The 19,704-nt window shown below is 68.5% G+C and carries 12 protein-coding genes; 1 reads left to right on the forward strand and 11 read right to left on the reverse strand.

Translation table 11 applies throughout. The features are described from left to right. The first annotated feature begins 595 nt into the window (after window positions 1-595). Window positions 596-1,816 carry a cytochrome P450 gene (locus tag O2L52_RS00615; protein WP_270113343.1) on the forward strand — a complete coding sequence of 407 codons (1,221 nt, stop codon included), beginning with the start codon at window positions 596-598 and terminating at the stop codon, window positions 1,814-1,816. Window positions 1,817-2,064: 248 nt separating this feature from the next. Here the strand turns inward: O2L52_RS00615 and O2L52_RS00620 are convergent, their stop codons facing one another. The 11 genes from O2L52_RS00620 to O2L52_RS00670 form a co-directional block, all read right to left on the reverse strand. After that, a complete protein-coding gene (locus O2L52_RS00620) occupies window positions 2,065-3,390 on the reverse strand; it encodes an extracellular catalytic domain type 1 short-chain-length polyhydroxyalkanoate depolymerase (RefSeq protein WP_270113344.1) in 1,326 nt (441 codons plus the stop codon). A 227-nt stretch (window positions 3,391-3,617) separates the two neighbouring features. Beyond that, window positions 3,618-5,060, reverse strand: coding sequence for a ricin-type beta-trefoil lectin domain protein (locus O2L52_RS00625; protein WP_270113345.1), 1,443 nt, complete (start codon window positions 5,058-5,060; stop codon window positions 3,618-3,620). Window positions 5,061-5,221: 161 nt separating this feature from the next. Continuing rightward, the gene (locus tag O2L52_RS00630) at window positions 5,222-6,799 is read right to left on the reverse strand and encodes a ricin-type beta-trefoil lectin domain protein (RefSeq protein WP_270113346.1); all 1,578 of its coding nucleotides are present in this window, start codon (window positions 6,797-6,799) and stop codon (window positions 5,222-5,224) included. A 333-nt stretch (window positions 6,800-7,132) separates the two neighbouring features. Continuing rightward, on the reverse strand, window positions 7,133-8,299 hold the full coding sequence (locus O2L52_RS00635; protein WP_270113347.1) for a serine hydrolase domain-containing protein: 1,167 nt from the start codon (window positions 8,297-8,299) through the stop codon (window positions 7,133-7,135). Window positions 8,300-8,573: 274 nt separating this feature from the next. Beyond that, a complete protein-coding gene (locus tag O2L52_RS00640) occupies window positions 8,574-8,711 on the reverse strand; it encodes a hypothetical protein (protein WP_270113348.1) in 138 nt (45 codons plus the stop codon). A 118-nt stretch (window positions 8,712-8,829) separates the two neighbouring features. Beyond that, complete coding sequence (locus tag O2L52_RS00645; RefSeq protein WP_270113349.1) at window positions 8,830-11,205, reverse strand: sialidase family protein; 2,376 nt, start codon at window positions 11,203-11,205, stop codon at window positions 8,830-8,832. A gap of 200 nt (window positions 11,206-11,405) precedes the next feature. Then, window positions 11,406-12,347, reverse strand: coding sequence for a carbohydrate ABC transporter permease (locus O2L52_RS00650; protein WP_270113350.1), 942 nt, complete (start codon window positions 12,345-12,347; stop codon window positions 11,406-11,408). Next, window positions 12,344-13,327 carry an ABC transporter permease gene (locus O2L52_RS00655; protein ID WP_270113351.1) on the reverse strand — a complete coding sequence of 328 codons (984 nt, stop codon included), beginning with the start codon at window positions 13,325-13,327 and terminating at the stop codon, window positions 12,344-12,346. The genes O2L52_RS00650 and O2L52_RS00655 overlap by 4 nt, the downstream gene beginning before the upstream one ends. Before the next feature lie 101 nt (window positions 13,328-13,428). Then, on the reverse strand, window positions 13,429-15,123 hold the full coding sequence (locus O2L52_RS00660) for a type 2 periplasmic-binding domain-containing protein (protein WP_270113352.1): 1,695 nt from the start codon (window positions 15,121-15,123) through the stop codon (window positions 13,429-13,431). A 261-nt stretch (window positions 15,124-15,384) separates the two neighbouring features. Beyond that, window positions 15,385-17,670, reverse strand: a complete 2,286-nt coding sequence (locus O2L52_RS00665) for an Hsp70 family protein (RefSeq protein ID WP_270113353.1) — start codon at window positions 17,668-17,670, stop codon at window positions 15,385-15,387. A gap of 71 nt (window positions 17,671-17,741) precedes the next feature. After that, the gene (locus O2L52_RS00670; protein ID WP_270113354.1) at window positions 17,742-19,514 is read right to left on the reverse strand and encodes an ABC transporter ATP-binding protein; all 1,773 of its coding nucleotides are present in this window, start codon (window positions 19,512-19,514) and stop codon (window positions 17,742-17,744) included. Between the last annotated feature and the right edge of the window lie 190 nt (window positions 19,515-19,704).

A 19,704-nucleotide genomic window follows, 5' to 3' on the forward strand; every position in this document is an offset into this window, starting at 1 on the left:
CTGGGCATCGCCCGCTCCAGAGGTTCACGCCCCGTGAAACACCGACGGCACTGGAATCCGAAATGGCCGCCCAAAGGCGTTCGGGGGGCGGCCTCGCACCCTCCACCTCCCCGTGAACTGGTTCGCCGAGTCCTGGAGATCGGGAATTCTGGCGCGATTGCGCTGGGTGGATGGTGGCCGCGCCGGTCGCTCAGGTCCGGGTGGTACGAGCGGGATCATTGCGGCTGTGCGGGCCGCTGCCCATCCGGATTTGACCTGCGCAGACGCGTTCATCGGCATACCCGTGTGCGGAATTCCTGCCGATTTCCCGCCGGTTCACCGCCTCGATATCGCTGCCGTTCGCTGTTGTACTGGAATCTCGAACACCGAGGCGGCCTCGCGCCGCCCGAACGACTGGAGCGAACATGGCAAGTCTGATCAAGGCATACCTGCTCAGCGCCCTCGGCGGGTCGGTCCGGCCCGCCGACTACCGGCTGCCCTACCCCAAGTAACCATGGATCCCAACGGTCGCGGCGCCGACATTCGGACGTCCCCCGCAGCCGAAGGCGGCTCGCGGGCGTCGACGACCCGCCCCCCAGGACCGGCGCCGCGACCGTTGGGACTGCCCCCCAAAGACTTCGACCGCGACCCTGTGGCGTGCCTGGCGCGACTGCGGGACGAATACGGCGACGTGTGCGCCTTCGCCACCGGCAAGGTTCTGCTCTCCCGTCCCGAATGGACGCACTGGGCGCTTGCCCGCAGCAACGGCGCGACCGTTGCCCAGCAGATCGAGGAGCCGCGGCAGTTCCAGCGCCCGGACCTCATCCGTGACCACGTCGAGACCTGGATGGCCGCCCGCCGCACCGCGCAATGGCATCGGCTCGGCCGCGACGTCGCAGAGCGGACGGCCCCGGTCATCCGCCTGCGCCTCCGGGACTTCATGGACGCCTCGGGGGATTCCCCGGCCAGTCTGGCTGATTGCCAGCTCGCCGTGCTCGACGCCGCCGGAAGCGTGTTCGTCCGGGATCTGGAGGGCTCGCTGCGAAGCGCCCTCATCGCCGCCGCCGACGCGCTCCAGAAGGGGGCCATGGCATCGTTCACGTTGCCGTACTGGCTCTCCCCTCGGACGCGCCGCCGCCTGCGCTGCAACACCGTCTGGATTGAAGCCCTCGTCGCGCACGTCGGGGCGCGCCGAACCTCGCGGGATGCGGCCGAACCGCCCTCCGACCTGCTCGACCTGCTCCTCGACGCCCGCGACGGCGACCGTCCCGCGTTCTCCGATCTCGCAGTAGCGCAGGCGCTGTCGATCAATCTCGGCAACCTCTACACCGTCGGCGGGACCGGCCTGGCATGGCTGCTGACGGCCTATGGTGAACACGACATCGTCCGACCCGAGGCGGTCGGCGCCGAAGACTGGGCACGCGTAGTCGTGAAGGAGACCCTGCGGCTGTATCCATCGGTCTCGCTCACCAGCCGAACCTTGTCGGAGGACGCCGAGTTCGGGGACGTCACGGTCCCGGCGGGCGACTCGGTCTTCCTCAGTCCGCTGCTGCTCCACACCGACCCGCGCTGGTGGCGCGAGGATCCGAGCCGATTCGACCCGGCGCGATGGCTCGCCGAGGAGGTCCACGACCCGCACGCGTACCTGCCCTACGGCGCGGGCCCGCGGATCTGCACCGGTGTCCACATCTCGAACGCCGTGCTGGAGGCCGCCGCCGACCTGCTCGCGGACCGAGCGGTGACGGGGTACTCGGGTCTCCCCAAGCGTCGGTGGGGATCGATCACGCAGCCAAAGAGGCTCCGCGTCCGCATAGGCCGCGGCACCGGGTCCAGCTGACGGGGGACCGATGCCCGGCACGGCGGTCACCTCGCGGCCGGCGAACACACGGACTCGCTTGTCGTTCGCTTGTCTCGATGACCAGGGCGGGGGGAGATCGCCTTGACCAGGCTCAGCATTGCGTTGCCTAATCCGGCGGCGGCCACGGGTTCCCCGTTCGGGCGCCGAACGGGCCGGCTTCCGGCGCCGGCTCTGTTGAGGCGCAGGGCCCGTGGGGCCCTGCGCCTTGATTCAGTTGTCGCCGAAGGTCATCGCAGCGTCCAGGCCTGGTTGGTGTTGCCACTGCAGGTCCAGAGGACGAGTCGAGTGCCGTTGGCGGTGCCGCGGCTCTCGGCGTCGAGGCACAGGCCGTTGTGGACATTGGTGATCGTGCCGTTCGCGTTCACGTTCCAGCGCTGGTTCGCCCCGCCCGAGCAGTCCCAGATCACCACCCGTGTGCCGTTGGTCGAACCCCAGCCCTCGGCGTCGAGGCACTTGTCGCCGTAGACCCGCAGCTCGCCGGTGCTCGTTCGAGTCCACGCCTGGTTCGACCACGTCGAGCAGTCCCACAGTTGCGCCTGCGTTCCGTTCGCGGTCGAGGAGTTCGGGACGTCGACGCATCGGGTGGAGGCTGCGCCGACGATCGCGACGGTGCTCGGCTGCGATGCGGTGAGGCCGAAGAAGCGGAGCGTCTCGGCGGCCTGGTGCGGCAGGTTGTGCCCGGTGTTCCGCATGCTGATCGCCTCGACGGGTGCTTGGCCGCCGGTGCCGCCGTACCGGGTGCGGGTCCAGTTCGACTGCGGCGCATCGGTGAAGTCGGCGGCCTGGTCGGTGCCGTTGACGTTGGTCCACTGCTCGATCATCTCGGTGAAGTTCGGGTAGCGGAGCACGTCGTCGTTGACGCCGTGCCACAGCTGCATCCGGGGCCAGGGTCCGGTGTAGCCGGGATTGGCGTTGCGGACCGCGGCGCCCCACTGCTGCGGCGTCCGGTTGACCCTGCCCTCGGCGCACTCGGAGTTCCACTCCGTGCCGTTGCCGGTCGCGAAGCAGGTGAAGGGCACGCCCGCGTAGGCCGATCCCGCCTTGAAGACCTCGGGATAGACCCCGAGGAGGACGTTCGTCATCATCGCGCCCGAGGAGACGCCGGTGGCGAACACCCGGTTCCGGTCGGCCCCATAGCGGTTGAGGACGTGGTCGACCATCGACTTGATGCTGACGGAGTCGCCGCCGGTCCCGCTGAGCGAGGCCTGCGAGGCCACGTCGAAGCATTTGCTGGCGCGGGTGACCGAGGGGTAGATGACGATGTACTTGTACTGGTTCGCGAGCTCGTCGAACTGGGTGCCGTTGTAGAAGTCGGCAGCCGATCCGGTGCACCAGTGGTTGGCGACGACGACCGCCGGGTTCGCGCCCACGTTGTCAGGCACGTAGACGTACATCTGGAGGTTGCCGGGGTTGGGGCCGAAGTTGCCGATCTGCGTCAGCTGGGCCGCGTAGGCGGGTTTCGGGCTGGTCAGCACGAGCAGCGCTGCGGTGAGGGCGGCGATCAATGCCAGGGCCGTGATCGCGCTGCGGCGCAATCGGATGGTCGTTGCCATCGGGTCTCCTTGCGGTTTGAGGGGGCGGGTCTAGGGGGTGTTTGAGAAGTCCCGGCGAGTCGGTATCCGAGTCCATTCGTTCGCTCGCAATGCCGATTGACGGCTCGCAAGCTTCGCCGAGACCGCGGAGGGGCCACTGCATACCGGTGTTGTATGCAGGGGTCCTGACAACGCAGCGAGCGGGCGAATGGGCCGGATAGCTGCCGGCGGGGTTTCGCAAACACCCCCTAGTTGAGGGTCCAGCGTTGGTTCGTGCCTCCATTGCAGCTCCAGAGGATGATGCGGGTGCCGTTGGCGGTGCCGCGGCTGTCGGCGTCGAGGCACTTGCCGGTCGCGTTGCTGGCGATGGTGCCGTTCGCATTGACGGTCCATTTCTGGTTGCTGCCGCCGTGGCAGTCCCAGAGGACGGCTCGGGTGCCGTCGGCGCTGCCGGCCCCCTCGGCGTCCAGGCACTTGCCGTTGACACGAAGCTCACCGGCCGCGGTGCGGGTCCACGCTTGACCGGTCCGCTGGGCGGAGCAGTCCCACAGCTGCGCCTGCGTCCCGCTCGTCGAGTTCGGCAGGTCGAGGCACCGGTTCGACGCCGCGCCCACGATCTGCCCGGAGCCCTGCGGCGGGGGCGTGGTGGTGGGGTCGCCGCCGCCGCTGAAGATCGAGGCGGGCCTAGAGGTGTTGCGGATGCCGTACTGGCTGTTGAAGACCTGCTGCCCCCAGGTGGTCATCTGGCTCGGGTTGAAGTCGGTGACCTGGCTCAGGCCGACGCCGTCGCCGCTCCAGGACCACGCGATCCAGCCGATCCCGCGGGACTGCGCCTCGGACTGGATGGTCTGCCACGCGACCGACTGGCCATTGTGGAAGTTGCCGTACTCGCCGACGATGAGGGGGAGGTTCATCTGCTGGAACGCATTGAAGTAGCTCGTGACGGCCGAGCTGGAGGAGTAGACCTCGTACATGTGGATCGAGAACACCGTGTTGCGCTGCGAGTCGGCGTTGAAGATCTGCGGCGCGTTGCTGCGCATGGTGTTCGTCCAGTCCTGACCCCAGTTCGGGGCGTCGACCACCAGGGTGTGCTTGAAGCCGTTGCTGCGCATGCCCTGGACGGCGTTGATGGTCGCCTGGGTCCACTGGCCCGGGTTGCTGTTGCCGACCGGCTCGTTGCCGATGTTGATCAGCACGTAGCGCTCCTGGCCGACGAGGGCGCTCTTGACGCTGTTCCAATAGGCCACGGCCTGGGCGAGGGTCGCGGCTCCGGCTTCTTCACCGTAACCGGTGGTGTCGTGCACCTCGAGTACGCACACGACCTTGTTCTGCTTGCACTGGTTGATGATGCCGGTGATCTGCTGCGCAGTGGTGACGCTTCCGCCGCGGTGCCCGCTGCTGAGGACGACTCGAACCGTGTTGGCGCCCAGGGCCGCCATATCGCGGATGGCGTTGTTCTGGTTCTGGAACCACGTGTGCGGATGGGTGCTGCCGCGCATCACGAACGTGTTGCCGTTGCCGTCCACCAGGTTGCGGCCCACGACGTGGAAGCCGTTCTGCTGGGCGTCCGCCGGCGTCAGGAACATGAACATGGAGGCGAGCAGCGTCAATGCCGCGGTTGCGGCGGCGATCAAGTACCGCCGGTGTCGGCGCGGTGAGGAGCCGCGGATCGCGGCGTCGTATACGGACATGCCAAACCTTTCATCAGGATTCAGTCAGGTCGCCGTCGCCGAGACAGCAGGACCGCATCGGTTGCATGGCGAGCTCTGGAAAAGCCTCAGGAGATATGGCTGCCGCCGGTCCTCTGGTCCGGATCTGCAACGGAGGACCGGCGGCAGCCGAGCGCCTGGGGTCAGGCGCGGCTCCAGCGTTGGCCGGGTTGGCCGTTGCAGTTCGCGATGACCGCGCGGGTGCCGTTGGCAGTGGCCCCGCCGGCGGTGGCGAGGCATTTGCCCGAGCCGACGGCCGTGATGGTGCCGTCGGCGTTGAACCGCCATTGCTGATTGGACCGGCCGTTGCAATCCCAGACGATCACGGGACTGCCGTCGGCTGTCGCGCCTCCGGAGACGTCCAGGCACTTGTTCCCGTAGACGCGCAGCTCCTGGACCGCAGTGCCGGTCCAGTTCTGGTTCGCCCCGCCGTTGCAGTCCCAGATGACCACCGCCGTACCGCTGGCCTGGGACGCGCCTTCCACGTCGAGGCACCGGCCCGAAGCCCCGCCGCGGAGGGTGCCGTCCGGGGGCTCGACGATGCCGCCGCCGCTCACGATGTACATCGCGGCTCCATGGGCTGGAATCGAAGCGCTGATGGCGCCGGTCGAGGTGCCGGTGGTGTGGGCCCAGAGATCCCGCACTCGATACGAGGCGGCGCTGCCGAGGCCGAGCGCGTCGGCCGTAGTGGACACGGTCGCGGTACTGCCGCCGCGGTTGAGGAGCACGGTGGCGACCGAACCGTCGGACATGGGCTTGCGCCAGACTTCGAGGTTGCCGTTGTCGCTGATCTTGTGTCCCTGCCGACCGCCCCAGTCCTGGTTGACGCCGATGACCTCGGCGTTCGTCAGGATGGTGCGGGTGGCCGCGGACATCGACCGAAGGTCGTTGCCCGCCAGCAGCGGCGCATTGAGCAGCGACCACAGACTGAAGTGGGCGCGGGCCTCGGTGTCGGACAGCCCGGGGTTGCCGACTTCCAGCATGTCGGGGTCGTTCCAGCCGCCGGGCCCGGCGTACGCGTCCTTGCCGACCTGCTGGTCGAGGATGCTCATCACCGAACCCCAGCTGTCGGTGATGTCGCCGGTGGTGCGCCAGGAGTTGCCGACGTCCTCGCCCCAGGCCCAGACGTTCTCCTGCCCCCAGTTGCACAGGCTGTAGAGGATCGGCCGCCCGGTGGCGGCGAGCGCTTCCCGCATCGCGGTGTACCGGGCCTGCGCGGACTGTCCTTGATGGTCACCGCAGTTGTCGTACTTCAGGTAGTCGATGCCCCAGGAGGCCCAGAGGGCCGCGTCGCGTCGCTCGTAGCCGAGGCTGGCGGGGTATCCGGCGCACGTGGTCGTCCCTGCGGACGAGTAGATGCCGAGTTTGAGTCCCTTGCCGTGCACGTAGTCCGCGAGCGCCTTCATGCCGCTGGGGAACTTGCCGCGGTCGGCCACGAGGTTGCCGCCCGCGTCGCGCTGCCGTTCCGACCAGCAGTCGTCGATGTTGACGTACTCGTACCCGGCGGCGGCCATGCCGCTGGAGACGAGGAGGTCTGCGGTCTGGCGGACCAGTGTCTCGTTGATGTCGCAGCCGAAGGTGTTCCAGTTGTTCCAGCCCATCTGCGGTGTGAGGGCCAGGCCGTTGTCGAGCGCTTGTGCCGGGGACGCGCTGACGAGCAGAAAGGGGAGGGTGACCGCCGTGATCAGTCCTGAAAGCAACAGGGCGAGGGTTCTGCGCATGACACGCACTCCTGATTTCGATGCGAAGGAGCACGCGGGCCCGGCATCGGATCGCCGTCCGCGGAGCACTCCCAGATTATATCGATATTCTTCTATTTAATTACCCGCGTCAAGTACTTCGGCATGACTTTCTTAACCTGCGCAAGTTTTCCGCGTCGACCGACGGAGCGGCGTCCATGCGGGAGGGGACGGAGCGGCAGGGTGTTCGGAATTGATCCAGTGGGCCGCGGGGGCGGACTCGATCCGACCCGCGGCCCCGGCATTCCCTAGCCGCTCGTCGCCGGCCGGTGCCGGGTCTGCTCAGTTGACAGTGGTCGGTCTAGGGCAGTCATGTCAGGACTCCTTTCCCTCGGGCCCGGCGGCACTGGCGATGGCGGCGGCGAAGCGGGCGCGTTCGGGGGCGTCGAAGGCGAACGCGGCGAGACTGCGGGTGTAGCCGATCGCGATGCCGTGCAAGGGGTCGGCGATGCCGTCCGATCCGGCCGAGCCGGTGTGCCCGAAGGCCCGGGCGCTCAGGAACGGGTGGATGAGGCCCTTGGCCTCGAAGCCGAGTGCGAACGGGGACCCGTCGCCGGTGACGAGGTTGGTGCCGGTGGCGTGGACCGAGGTGAACTCGGCGAGCGTCTCGCTCGTGAGCAGCGGGGCGCGGCCGTCGATCTCGCCGATCATCGCGGCGTACAGCTTGGCGATGCCGCGGGCCGAGGCGACGCCGCCGGCGGAGGCCGGTCCGGCCGCTCTGACGTTGCGCGCGTTGGGGAAGGTCATCACCGTCTGCGGGGTGAAGCCGCGCCGCCCGAGGTTGTAGCCCATGCCGGCGATGCCGTCAGGGTTGGGCGAGTGGGCGGCGAACGCGGCCTCCTGCTCCGGTGTCGCCGTCCACGGCCGGATCGGCCGGTAGCGGGGTTCGAGCGCTTCGGGCAGGCCGAGGTGGAAGTCGAGGCCGTACGGCTCCCGGACGCGCTCGCTGTAGACCTCCTGAACGGTCTGTCCAGTGGCGCGGCTGACGACCGCGTTCAGCAGGGCGCCGACGGTGAAGGCGGCATAGCCGTGGGCGGTGCCCGGCCGCCACAGCGGCGCTTCGGCGGCGAGGCGGTCGGCGACCAGGCGCTCGTCGACGAGTTCTTCGACCGTGAAGCCGCCCGGAATGCCGATGACACCGCTGTGGTGGGTCATGACCTCGCGGACGGTGATGGCGGCCTTGCCGGCCTGGCCGAACTCCGGCCAGTAGCGGGCGACGGGCAGGTCGAGGTCGATCAGTCCGTCTTGGACGAGCAGGGCCATGACGAGGCTGGTGGCGCCCTTGGTGACCGAGTGGACGCCGGTGAGAGTGTCGCCCTCGGTGCCGTCGCCGGTCCACAGGTCGACGACCAGGCGGCCGCGGTCGTAGGCGGCGAGCTGCGAACCGGTCTGGCCGTCGGTCTCCTGGGCGAACGCGGCGAACTCGTCGCGGACGAACTCGAAGCCGGGGGCGACGGTTCCTTCGATGCGGGTGGTGTTCATGGGTTTCCTTTCGTCGTAATGCTCGGCAACTTCCGCGTACAGGGCGTCAGAGAAAACGCGGTGTGCTGCTCATGTCGGTCCTTCTCCGGGGTGGTCGTTCTGATTCACCCGCATGACGGATCCGACGTCGCGGAGGTGACCACTGACGACCTGCAGCCTGCAGTGATCCGCGCCATCAAGCGGGAAGATCGAGCGCCGGCCGCCGGGAGCTATGGCGACAGGACCAAGGCAAGTCGGTCGGGAGCCGAAACCGGCGGGCTGGCCGCCGAAGGGCCTAGAGCACGTGGGCTGTGTCTGCAGTCTCGGTGTGCGCCAAGGCGAGGCGAACCGCGCTGACGGTGGTCACGTTCAGGTTCTGCAGCAGCACCCCGGCGAAGCCGACCAGCGCCCAGAACGCGAGGGGATCGCGCAACGAAGGCCCTCCCGGTGCAGGATTGCGCCGGGAGGGCCTTCGACGCGTCAGGCGCGTCCGATGCGGATCTTCACGTCCCACGGGCCGAGGCAACACCTCGCCCCGCGGCCTTCTTCCGTCAGTCGACGATGTCGCCGTACATGAGGCCGCGGGCGGAGAGGTAGACGCGGCCGTAGATCTCGGGGTCGCCGGTGATCACAGCCCCGGCGAAGCCCCATTGGTGGGCGTCGTCGTTGATGCGCTGCCAGGTGGCGCCGCCGTCGATCGAGCGGAAGAAGCCGTCCTGACCGCCGAGGGTCGCCGTCGTGTAGATCGCCGGGTAGCCCTTCCGCTTGGCGGCCTTGCCGAAGCCGACGGCGATCGCCAGGTCGACGCCCGGCATCTTCTTCCAGGTGGTGCCGCCGTCCTTGGAGTGCCACAGGCCGGTCGCGACCTCGGCTTTGTCGCTGCGGCCGCAGAGCCAGATGTGGCCCTTCTTGCCAGGCGTGACGCGGAAGTCTTCGACGCCTGCGGCGGGCAGGCCGGTCGCGCCGGTGTCGGTGAACGTCGCGCCCCCGTCGGTGCTCCGGTAGAACGTGCCGCCCGAGAACGCGTACAGCACCGACGCGTCGACGCGGTCGGAATGGATCTCCGGTCCTGCCGGGAGCCCCTCGACCGGGGTCCACGTCTCGCCCAGGTCGGTGCTGTACACCGGAGTGACCTCGGTGTCGCTCGGCGACCAGACGATCCTGGACCCGTCCGCGGTGAGCACGGCGATGCCGGGGTGGCGGTCGCCGGCGAGGCCTTCGATGCCGGTCTTGCGCCAGGTCTTGCCCCGGTCGGTGGAGATGGCGACGTGGCCCTTCTCGTTGCCGTAGTACCCCTGGCCGGTGGCGACGATGACGTCCGGCTTCGCCTGGGCGAAGTCCACACTGGTGGCCATGGACCAGCTGGTGGGGATCGACGGCTCGGCCCGGTCGAGGTCGGTGTGGACGAAGCCGCAGACGTCGCCGACGGCGGAGACGAGTGTCCCGCCGAGCGCCGCGAGGTCGATGATCGCCGTCTCCTCCACGCCTTCGGCGCGGACGCCCACGGTGAACTTCTCCACCGGCAGAGCGACGCGTTCGCCGGCCTCGTTCTCGCCGATCAGCTCGCCCTGCGAGTCCCACTTGGTCAGTTCCTCGGTGCCCCAGATGGTCGCGCCGGTGCCCCACATGATGCGGTCGGAGTCGTGCGGGTCGATCGCGAGGGCGTCCATCATCCACCCGTGCTTGACCGCGTACGCCGGGCCCTGGTCGGTGCCGTTGAACGTCAGCCACGGGCTGCCCGTGATGTCCATGTCGAACCGGTCGGTGCGGTCCTCGCCTTCGGCGTAGTCCCAGCTGAGCGACCAGGTGGCGCCGGAGTCGGTGGAGCGGTAGATGATCTCGTCGGGGTACCAGTTGTTGCGCGTGACCGTCATGATCGTGCCGGGGTTCTGGCGGTCGACGGTGATGCCGCCGAAGCCGGGGATCACGCCGCGCGGGTTGTAGGTCGGGCTGACATCGGTCCATTCGCCGGTCTGGGTGGCGAGCCGGACGATCTTGCCGCCGTTGCCCGAAGCGGGCGGAGCGTTGCCGGGTCCCGGGTCGTGGCAGGTGGCGATGTACAGGTATCCGTTGGTGTCGTCCACTGCGGACTGGTTGGGGAAGGCGCGGTTCCCGTCGACCTCGCCGAGCGCTTCGGCGGCGCCGGGGACGGCCTGCCAGGTCGCTCCACCGTCTTCGGAGACGTAGAGCGGGTCGGCCGGGTCGGCCACGCCCACATAGATCTTGCCGCCGATCTGGTCGAAGTCGATCCAGGTCACGCCCTGGTTGTCGCCGAGGATGACGTTGCCGGGCTCGATGACGAAGTTGCCGGGGTTGGGGAAGTTCTCGACCGCGGCCCAGGTGCGGCCGTAGTCCTTGGAGCGCCATAGCCCGTTCCCGCCCGAGGTCCCGAGGTAGAGCTCGGCGTTGTCGGCGGGGTTGACGACGAGGCGCTCGCCCATGCCGCGGCCGGGCATGTTGCCGCCCACCTTGAACGGGAGCTCGAAGGCGCCCCAGGTCTCGCCCCGGTCGTCGGAGTACAGGACCGCGCCGTTGTTGGGGTCCCAGTCGTTCGTGTAACCGCCGACGGCGGCGTAGGCGCGGTCGGGCTCGACCGGGTCGGTGGCCATCGAGAGCACGTACTGCCAGCCCCACTTCGCGCGCGGCACCCAGTCGAGCAGTGGCTTCCAGGTGCGCGTGTCCTCCTGCCAGCGGTAGCCGCCGCCGACATCGGTGCGTGCGTAGATCAGGTTCGGCTCGGTCTCGTTGAAGATGATGCCGGGCACGAAGCCGCCGCAGTTGACGACGACGTTCTTCCAGGTGTAGGCGTCGGGCTTTTTCGATTCGGAGTGCTCTCCGGCCGAGGCGGAGAGGGTCCCGCCCGCTATCGCGGCAGCCGCCGCGGCGGCGCCCACGGAGGCGGTTGCGGTGAACGTGCGTCGTCGCATGATGTGCTCCTTTGCGTTGATTACTTGAGGCTGTGGCATTTCGAGCCGGACCGCGGGTGCGGTCCAGCGCGGGTTCGGATGCCGTTCCGGCGCTGGGCATCGCGGAGGTCCAGGAGTGTCGCGGCGGAGTGGGATACGGGCGTCCGGGCCCGACTGAGATCCGGACGCCCTCCCCTTGCGGACCCTCACAGACCGCGGGCTCATCCCTTGATGGCGCCGGTGATGACGGCTTTGGTGAAGTGCTTCTGGATGAACGGGTACATGAGCACGATCGGGACGATCGTGCAGACCACGACGGCCATCTTCAGGGCGGCGGTCGGTGCGGCGGCACCCTGGTCCTGGTACTGGGCGGCGGCCGACGCGCCCTCGGGCAGGCCCTGTGTGGACATGAGCATCCGCTGGAGCACCACCTGGATCGGCTGCGTGTCGAGGCCGGGCGTGTAGAGCACGGCCGAGAAGTAGATGTTCCAGTAGCCGACGGCGTAGAACAGGGCGATGACGGCGAGGATCGCCTTCGACATCGGCAGCACGATCGTGAGCAGGGTCCGGAACTCGCCGGCGCCGTCGATCTTGGCGGCGTCGATGAGCTCGCCGGGGATCGAGTTCATGAAGAACGCGCGCAGGATGATGATGTTGAAGGTGCCCACGGCCCCGGGCAGGATGAGCGACCAGTAGCTGTTGAACAGGCCGAGCTTCTGCACGACCAGGAAGCTGGGGTACATGCCGGGTCCGAACAGGAACGTGAGCAGGATGGCCCACAGAATCGGGCGGTGCCAGAGCGAGCCGGTCCGCGAGAGCGCGTAGGCGCCGCAGATGGTCAAGACCATCGAGATGGCGGTGCCGCCGATGGTGAGGACGGTGGTCAGGACCAGCGAGTCGGTGAGCGCGCCGCCGGAGAAGATCTCGGTGTAGGCCTGGAAGCTCACTTCGGTGGGCAGGATCAGGAGGTTGCCGCCGGCGCGGGAGAGCGCCTCCTCGCTGGCCAGGCTGGTGGCGAGGACGGCCCACAGCGGCAGGGCGATGGCGGCCGCGTAGCAGATCATGAACAGGGCCTTGACGGCCTTGCCGCCGAGCGAGGGCTCTTCGTCCCAGACGGGGCGGTTGCGGTTGCGGCGCTTGGGCTTGGTGTCGATGGCGGTCATGACTTCTGGTAGATCCCTTGCTCTCCGAGGCGGTGCGCGATCTTGTTGGCGACGAGGATGAGGATCAGGCCGATGACGCCTTTGAACAGGCCCGCGGCGGTGCCGAACGATTCGCCCTGGGTGCCGATGATCGACTGGTAGTAGACGTAGGTGTCGAGCACTTCGGTGGACTGGTACCCGACGGCCTGGCGCTGCAGCTGGTACTGCTCGAAGCCGACCGAGAGGATCCCGCCGATCTGCAGGATCAGGAGCAGGATGATGACCGGCCGGATGCCCGGCAGGGTGATGTGCCACATGCGGCGCCAGCGGTTCGCGCCGTCGGAGGCCGCGGCCTCGTAGAGGCTCGGATTGATCGAGGCGAGGGCGGCCAGGAAGATGATCATGCCCCAGCCGGCGTCCTTCCACGCCCATTGCATCCACACCAGGAGGGTGAAGGTGTCGGGGTTGGCGGTGAAGTCGAGCCGTTCGCCGCCGAATCCCATGAGCCAGTTCGAGATGAGGCCGTCGGCGCCCAGGACCTGGACGAAGACGGTGACGACCAGGACCCAGGAGAAGAAGTGGGGGAGGTACACGATGGACTGGAACGTGGACCGGACTTTGATCGAGATGATGCTGTTCATGGCCAGTGCCAGGGCGACCGACAGCGGGAACATGCACAGCAGGTTGAGCGCCGCGAACTTCAGCGTGTTCAGCAGGGCCGGAACGAAGTACGGGTCGTTGAAGAGCCGCTCGAACCACGCGAAGCCGACGAACGGGTTCTCCCAGAACGGCCGGTAGGGGCTGTAGTCCATGAACGCGATGATGTTCCACGCGGTGGGCCAGTAGTGGAACACCGCGAGGTGGGCGAGTACCGGGAGGGCCAGCACCAGGAGCGGCCAGTCGTGCCGCAGTCGCTGCGCGACCGTGCGCTTGCGTCTGACGATGCGGCGGGGCGGCGACGGGTCCGCTTCGGGTGGTGCCGTGCTCTGGAGAGTTGCCATCGCTTCAAGATCCAGTCGTCGAGGAATTTGCCTGGGGACGGGGAGGCCGGGCGGCCCTGCTCCGAGGTCTCGATCCGGAACGGGACCGCCCGGCCGGGGCGTTACTCGCCGTTGACGGCCTTGTACGCCTTGGTGTAGTACTCGCGGGCGGCCTCGCCGCCGTTGTCCAGGAAGGTCTGCACCATGTCCGGGATGGAGGACAGCTCGGCCCGCCCGTAGGCGATGTCGTTCTCCTGGTCGTTCAGCGTCGAAGCGGCGGCCTTGTAGTCGGCCGGGCCCTCGATCCGCATGCCCTCGAACAGGTTCTTCTTCGCGTACTGCTGAATCGAGGCGTCGTAGTCGAAGCGGGCCTGGACCACGTCGGGGTCGCCGGTGAGGAACGTCTGGACCTGGCCGCACAGCGCCTTGTAGTTCATCGGGCCCCCGACGATCGTGCTGCCGAGCTCGGTCATGACCGGGGTGCCGTCCTCGCCGAGGGTGAAGTGCTCGCCTTCGATGCCGTACTGCAGCAGCTCGTACTCGGTGGTGCCGTACGGGGACGCGCACCAGTTCGCGACGTCGAGGAACTCCTCGACCTGCTCCCTGGAGAGGTCCTTGTTGAGGAAGGTCCAGCCGTCGACGGAGGAGTTCATGGTGACGGAAGGAGTCCGTCCCGCCGGGGCCAGCGCCGGGAGCGGGGCGATCGCACCCTCGATCTCACCGGTCCCGACCAGGCGCGCGAACTCGTTCCACCAGCCCAGGCTGTCCTGGGTGAACAGGACGGACCCGGCCGCCTGCATCGCGTGGGCGTCCAGGGTCCCGCTCGGGGCGTCGGGGTGGATGAGCTTCTCGTCCCACAGGGTGCGGCGGAACGTCAACCGCTCGGTGAACTCGGGCAGCTCGCTGACGTGGTACATCTTCTGCTCGTCCTCGACCCACTTCCAGCCTTCGCTGTCGCCGGCGGGGAACCACTGGCCGATGAACCAGTCGAGGCCGGCGAAGGCCCACTTGCCGTTCGCGTCGTCCGACCAGGCGCGGCAGACCTCCAGGAGCTCCTCGACCGTGGTCGGCATGGCGAGGTTCGCGGCCTCGAGGTAATCGGTGCGAACGAACACGCAGTTGCCGACGCCTCCGGAGAAGTTGCCGGGAATGCCGAAGATGCGGGCGCTGTCGGGGTCGGCGGGGTCCTTCGACCACACCGACTGGCTCCACGACGAGGTCGGCATTCCGGCCAGGAGCGGCCAGCGCTCGGCGATGTCGCCCTGCACGATGTCGGTCAGGTCGTAGAAGTTGTTGACCACCGTCTCCTGGAAGTTGGAGTGGGAGCCGAGCATCCAGCCGAACATCAGGATGGCGTCGCCGTACTCGTTGGCCTTGAGCCACTGCACCGAGGTGTCGGCGTAGGTCACGCCGTCGGCCTGGCGGAGGTTGACGGTGGTCCCGCCCCAGGCTTCGGTGACCGCTGCGAAGTACGGGTCGTCTCCGGACACGGTGTCGCCCCAGACGGGCACGGTCAGTTCGTAAGTGCCGCTGCCCGAAGGCGGTTCGGTGACGGCCTGGACCGGTTCGGGGTAGGAGGTGAACCCGGAGGGGTGGTTCGGGAGCTCGCCCACCAGGTCGGGCTGGACCGGCAGCGGCCATTCCTTGTACGTGGGCACGAAGTCGAACCCCTCGGTCGACTGGACGGCGCCCTCACCGGACTCGATGTCACTGCAGGCCGCGATGACCGGAAGCCCCGCGGCTCCGGCGGCGCCGAGGCCGGCGACCTTGAACAGGGAACGGCGTTTGAAGGGCGTGTTCGAGGAGTGAACGGGCATCGGAGGGGTCCTTTCCAGGATGCTGCCGGAAGGGTTGGGGCAGCGAGGGATCTTTAAATTTGGATATGCCTACAAACGAACAGTAGGCCGAGGGCCCCTCCTCGCACAAGACTTGTCCCTGAAAAAGATCAGATGAATATGCGACCAGCCCAGCGTCTAACGCTGGATTATCGGAGATTTTTGGCGGTTTCGAGCCGTAGTATCCTGCTGATCGCAGCTCGACGGTCGGACATAGGACCGATGAATGTCCAGGCTCCGGGCTTAGAGCCGCCAGACTTCGACCCGGCCCTCGCCGGTGCCGACGACGGCGAGGGCCTTGTCGTCGATCCAGGCGACTGCCGTGGAGCGGATGGCGCCGTCGCCGGTATGCGGCGCGATGATCTCGCCGACGCGGGCGCCCGCTTCGAGGTCGAACACGCTCAGGCCCTGGTCTCCTTGCAGGAGTGCCACGTTCTTGCCGTAGAGGTTGAACACCTGCGCCGAGGTCACCGCCTGGTCGGGCTCGATTCCTGCCGTGCCGTACCGTTCGGCGGTGGCGAGGTCCCAGGCCTGGACGCCGCCGTCCGTGCCCACGGTGACCGCGAGGCTGCGTTCACCGGCGCCGCCGGCGGTGAACGCGGCGAGGTCTCCGGCGTACTGCTCGAACGGGTCGCCGAGGAGCGCTCCGGTCGCGAAGTCCGCCACGAACACGGATTGCTCGTAGGTGCCCGCCTGGCGCAGTTCGCCGTCGATGTGGGTCAGGACGCTGGTCTCGCTGAAGGCGAAGTTCATGTCGCGGATCGGCGCGCCGGTGTACAGGTCCCGGAGTTCGCTTTCGGTGAAGTACACGGGAACCTCGTCGAGCACCCCGACCCAGAACACCCAGCCGTAGTCCGGGGCGCGGGAGGCGATCGGATGCTCGGGGTCGTCGAGGTACCAGACGATCTCGGTGGCGGCGTCGCGTGAGAACGCGACGGACCGTCCGTCGAACTCGATCACCGACAGGTGCTCGATCGGGCCCTCATGGCCGCTGAACCGGGCCCGCTCCACGCCGGTGGCGGGGTCCCAGATCCGGATCGCCTTGTCCTCACCGGCGGTGACTGCGACGGGTTCGCCGTCGATCTGACCGGTCCGGACATGAAGGACCGGACCGAGATGGGATCCGCTCATTTCGGTGACCAGGTCGCCCGCAGCGGCGGCGGTGAACGGGTCTTCGGTGTCGTCCGAGACGGCCTCGACGGTGGAGCTCTCGGTCGATTCGGGGTCCTCGCCCCCGAATTCCCCGCGGTCCAGAGGCAGGTACTTGAACGCCAGCAGCCCTCCCACGGCCAGGATGAGGGCGGCGGCCACGGCGACGAGGGCGAGTCGGCGGTGGCGCTTGCGACGGGGAGCGGCCGGCGCCGCTCGTTCGACCGGGGCGGTCCGGGGTGGCAGGGCGGGACTGGGGACGGGAGCGGGGGAGTTGATGGTGTGCCGGGTGATGAGGCCGCCTTCGGAGACGGCGAGTTCGGGCTGCTCGATGGCGGCGGGGGCGATGCCGAGTTCGCGGTGGAGGCGGGTGGCGACCAGGGGCATGCGGCTGGCCGCGCCGACCAGGAAGAGGCCGCTGATCTGGTCGCCGTTGAGGCCGGATTCGCGGATGACGCCTTGGACGACGCGGATGGTGCGGGCGACCAGGGGCGCGCAGACCTGTTCGACCTCGTCGCGGGTGAGGTGGGCGTCGACGTCGAAGAGGGGGAGCGTCAGATCGGTTGCAGCGGTGCGGGAGAGGCGTTCCTTGGCCAGACGCACCTCCTCCATGAACGCGGTGCGGGCGCGCCGGTCGGCGGCCTCGGCGGGGTGCAGGAGCCGGTTCCAGCGGTCGTCGCCGGGGTGGACGGTGGCGGCGAGGTGTTCGGCGAGGGCATGGTCGAAGTCGAGGCCGCCGAGGTCCGTGGCGCCGTCGACGGCGAGCAGCTCGAAGCCGGCGGGCGTGCGCTGCAGGACGGTGGCGTCGAACGTGCCGCCGCCGAGGTCGTAGACGACCACGCCGGACCCGGGCGGGATGTCGGCGCCCAACGCCTCGGCGAAATAGGAGGCGGCGGCGACGGGCTCGGCCACGAGGTCCACCGCGCCGAGTCCGGCGGCGGTGGCGGCGTCCGCGACCACATGGCGGCGGACGGGCCCCCAGGAGGCCGGGACGGTGACAGTGACGGGGCCGAGCGATCCGAGGGTCTGCTCGCATTCGCGCGCGACGCGGGAGAGGACGGCGGCGATGACGCTCACTGTGGGGATCTCGATGCCGCCCAACAGGAGCGAATCGTCATCGATGCGGCGTTTGGGGTTGGGCTCGTAGCGGTCGGGACGGCGCCGTCCGGAGTGGACGGCGTCAGTGCCGACGACGGGGCCGTCCTCGCCGAGGAACACCGCGGAGGGCAGCTGCGGCGCGCCGTCGAACAGCTGCTGGCCGACCCGGCCATCAGCGCGCCGGACGGTGGCGACGGTGTTGGAAGTGCCGAAGTCGATGCTGATCGCGACCGGCCGAGAGCTGGAGAAGGGCATGAGACCACTGTAGGCTCTGGATTCCACGCACGGATCTCCTTGTGCGGCATCAGGTCTGTGTCAAGCGCGCAGGTACTGCCAGGCCTCGCAGAGCCCGCTCAGTGCAGATCGGTCTGGGTCAGGTGCATTTCGGCGTACCGACCCGAGGCTTCGAGCAGTTCCTCATGCGTGCCCTGCTCGACGATCCGGCCCTGGTCGAGGACGACGATGCGGTCGGCTTGGCGGATGGTGGACAGCCGGTGCGCGACGACCAGCGAGGTGCGGTCCCGCATGAGCCGGTTGAGCGCCTCTTTGACCAGCTCCTCGGCCGCCGGGTCGAGGGCTGAGGTCGCCTCGTCGAGGAGGAGGATGCGCGGATTGCGCACGAGTGCGCGCGCGATCGCGAGCCGCTGGCGCTGCCCGCCCGACAGGCGCGCCCCGCGCTCGCCGACCACGGTGTCGAGGCCGTCGGGGAGTTCCTCCACGAACTGCCAGGCGTTGGCGTCGCGCAGTGCGAGCACGATCCGCTCCTCGTCGGCGTCCCGCAGGCCGTAGGCCACGTTCTCCCGGATGGTGCCCTCGAACAGGACCGACTCCTGCGGCACCACCGAGATGAAGCGGCGTGCCGTGCGCAGGTCGAGCCGCTGCATGTCGACGCCGTCGAGCAGGATGCGGCCTGAGGCGGGGCGCACGAATCCCAGCACGAGGTTGAGCAGTGTGGACTTGCCGGAACCGGAGGGCCCGACGAAGGCGACCGTCGTCCCGGGCTCGATATCGAGCGAGACCTCTTGCACCGCATCGGTCTCGGCTTCGGGGTACCGGTGCGAGACGTTCTCGAGGACGAGGCGGCCGTCCAGGGCGTCCACCTCCTGCTTGCCCGCGTTCTGTTCGACGTCCGGCTCCTCCAGGACCTCGGCGATCGAGCGGACCGATTCCAGTCCGCGCGCGCCGACCGGGATCAGCATCATCAGCTGGGTGAGCCCCTGTGTCAGCAGTGCGAAGTAGGTCGACAGCAGCACCACTTCGCCGGCGGTGATCGGGAGGATTCCGGTGAGCGCGAAGGTCGCCGCGAGTACGAGGCAGCCCACGCCGAGCAGCTGCATGGTGACCCACGAGATCGAGGCCACGTGGCCGTTGAGCATGTCCAGGTGCAGGCCGGCGTGCCGCACGTTCGCGGCACTGCTGGCGACCCGCGAGACCGCGGTCTGCTCGAGTCCGTGCGCCCGGGTGACCGGCATGAGCGAGGCCATTTCCCCGACCCTCGCCGCCAGCGACTCCATCTCCCGCCGGAACTTCTCGTTGCGGACCTGGGACCGGCGGCGCAGGCCGGCGCGCAGCCCGATCGCGATGGGTACGGCGAGGGCGTAGACGGGCAGGAACTGGGGGACGGTAATGGCGGTCATGGTGACGGCGCCGATGAGCACCATGGTCGCCGACAGCAGCGGGTGGGTGATCTGCTGGAGCATGAGTTCGACGTTCTCGACGTCCCGGACGAGCTTGTTCTGCACGATCGAGGAGCTCATCCGAGTGTGGTAGCCGATCGACAGGCTCTGCAGCCGGGCGGCCAGGGCGTTGCGGAGGTCGGCGCCCGTATCGCGCACCACCGTCATGAAGTTGCGCGTGTAGAGGATGTGGTTGGGGTAGTTCTGCACCAGCAGCACCACCGCGAGGGCGAGCCATCCCAGGACCGCCGTCACCGAACCCTCGGTGACGACGAGGTCGATGATCGCGGCGGTCACCACCGGCAGGAACCACAATGGAATCTCTTTGACGGTGAACGCGGTGACGGCCAGGAGCATGCGCCCAGGGCGGCGCATGAGCAGGCGGAACACAGAACGCGCGGCTTGCGAGCCGCTCAGCGGGGACCGATCGGCAAACGCTTGCACAGGCATGCATCGATGATACGCCTGGACGCGCAGGCTCCGCGGACGCGGACCGCTGTCGAGCGGTGACCGGGGTTCGGATGGTCGGTTCGCGGCCTTCGCCGACGGGAAACTGCAGCGGCGCAACGCCCTCGAACGCCTGAGGGCTTCGAGAATCTGGTTCACCGTTCACGTTCTCGCTGCGCCGCTGTGGATCGCC

It is taken from the genome of Glycomyces algeriensis, from assembly GCF_027622855.1.
Lineage (GTDB): Bacteria > Actinomycetota > Actinomycetes > Mycobacteriales > Micromonosporaceae > Glycomyces > Glycomyces algeriensis.

Bases quoted from the DNA above. Each gene is read 5' to 3' on its own strand.
- O2L52_RS00620 (WP_270113344.1), bottom strand. From the start codon at position 3,390: ATGGCAACGACCATCCGATTGCGCCGCAGCGCGATCACGGCCCTGGCA.
- O2L52_RS00625 (WP_270113345.1), bottom strand. From the start codon at position 5,060: ATGTCCGTATACGACGCCGCGATCCGCGGCTCCTCACCGCGCCGACAC.
- O2L52_RS00630 (WP_270113346.1), bottom strand. From the start codon at position 6,799: ATGCGCAGAACCCTCGCCCTGTTGCTTTCAGGACTGATCACGGCGGTC.
- O2L52_RS00635 (WP_270113347.1), bottom strand. From the start codon at position 8,299: ATGAACACCACCCGCATCGAAGGAACCGTCGCCCCCGGCTTCGAGTTC.
- O2L52_RS00645 (WP_270113349.1), bottom strand. From the start codon at position 11,205: ATGCGACGACGCACGTTCACCGCAACCGCCTCCGTGGGCGCCGCCGCG.
- O2L52_RS00650 (WP_270113350.1), bottom strand. From the start codon at position 12,347: ATGACCGCCATCGACACCAAGCCCAAGCGCCGCAACCGCAACCGCCCC.
- O2L52_RS00655 (WP_270113351.1), bottom strand. From the start codon at position 13,327: ATGGCAACTCTCCAGAGCACGGCACCACCCGAAGCGGACCCGTCGCCG.
- O2L52_RS00660 (WP_270113352.1), bottom strand. From the start codon at position 15,123: ATGCCCGTTCACTCCTCGAACACGCCCTTCAAACGCCGTTCCCTGTTC.
- O2L52_RS00670 (WP_270113354.1), bottom strand. From the start codon at position 19,514: ATGCCTGTGCAAGCGTTTGCCGATCGGTCCCCGCTGAGCGGCTCGCAA.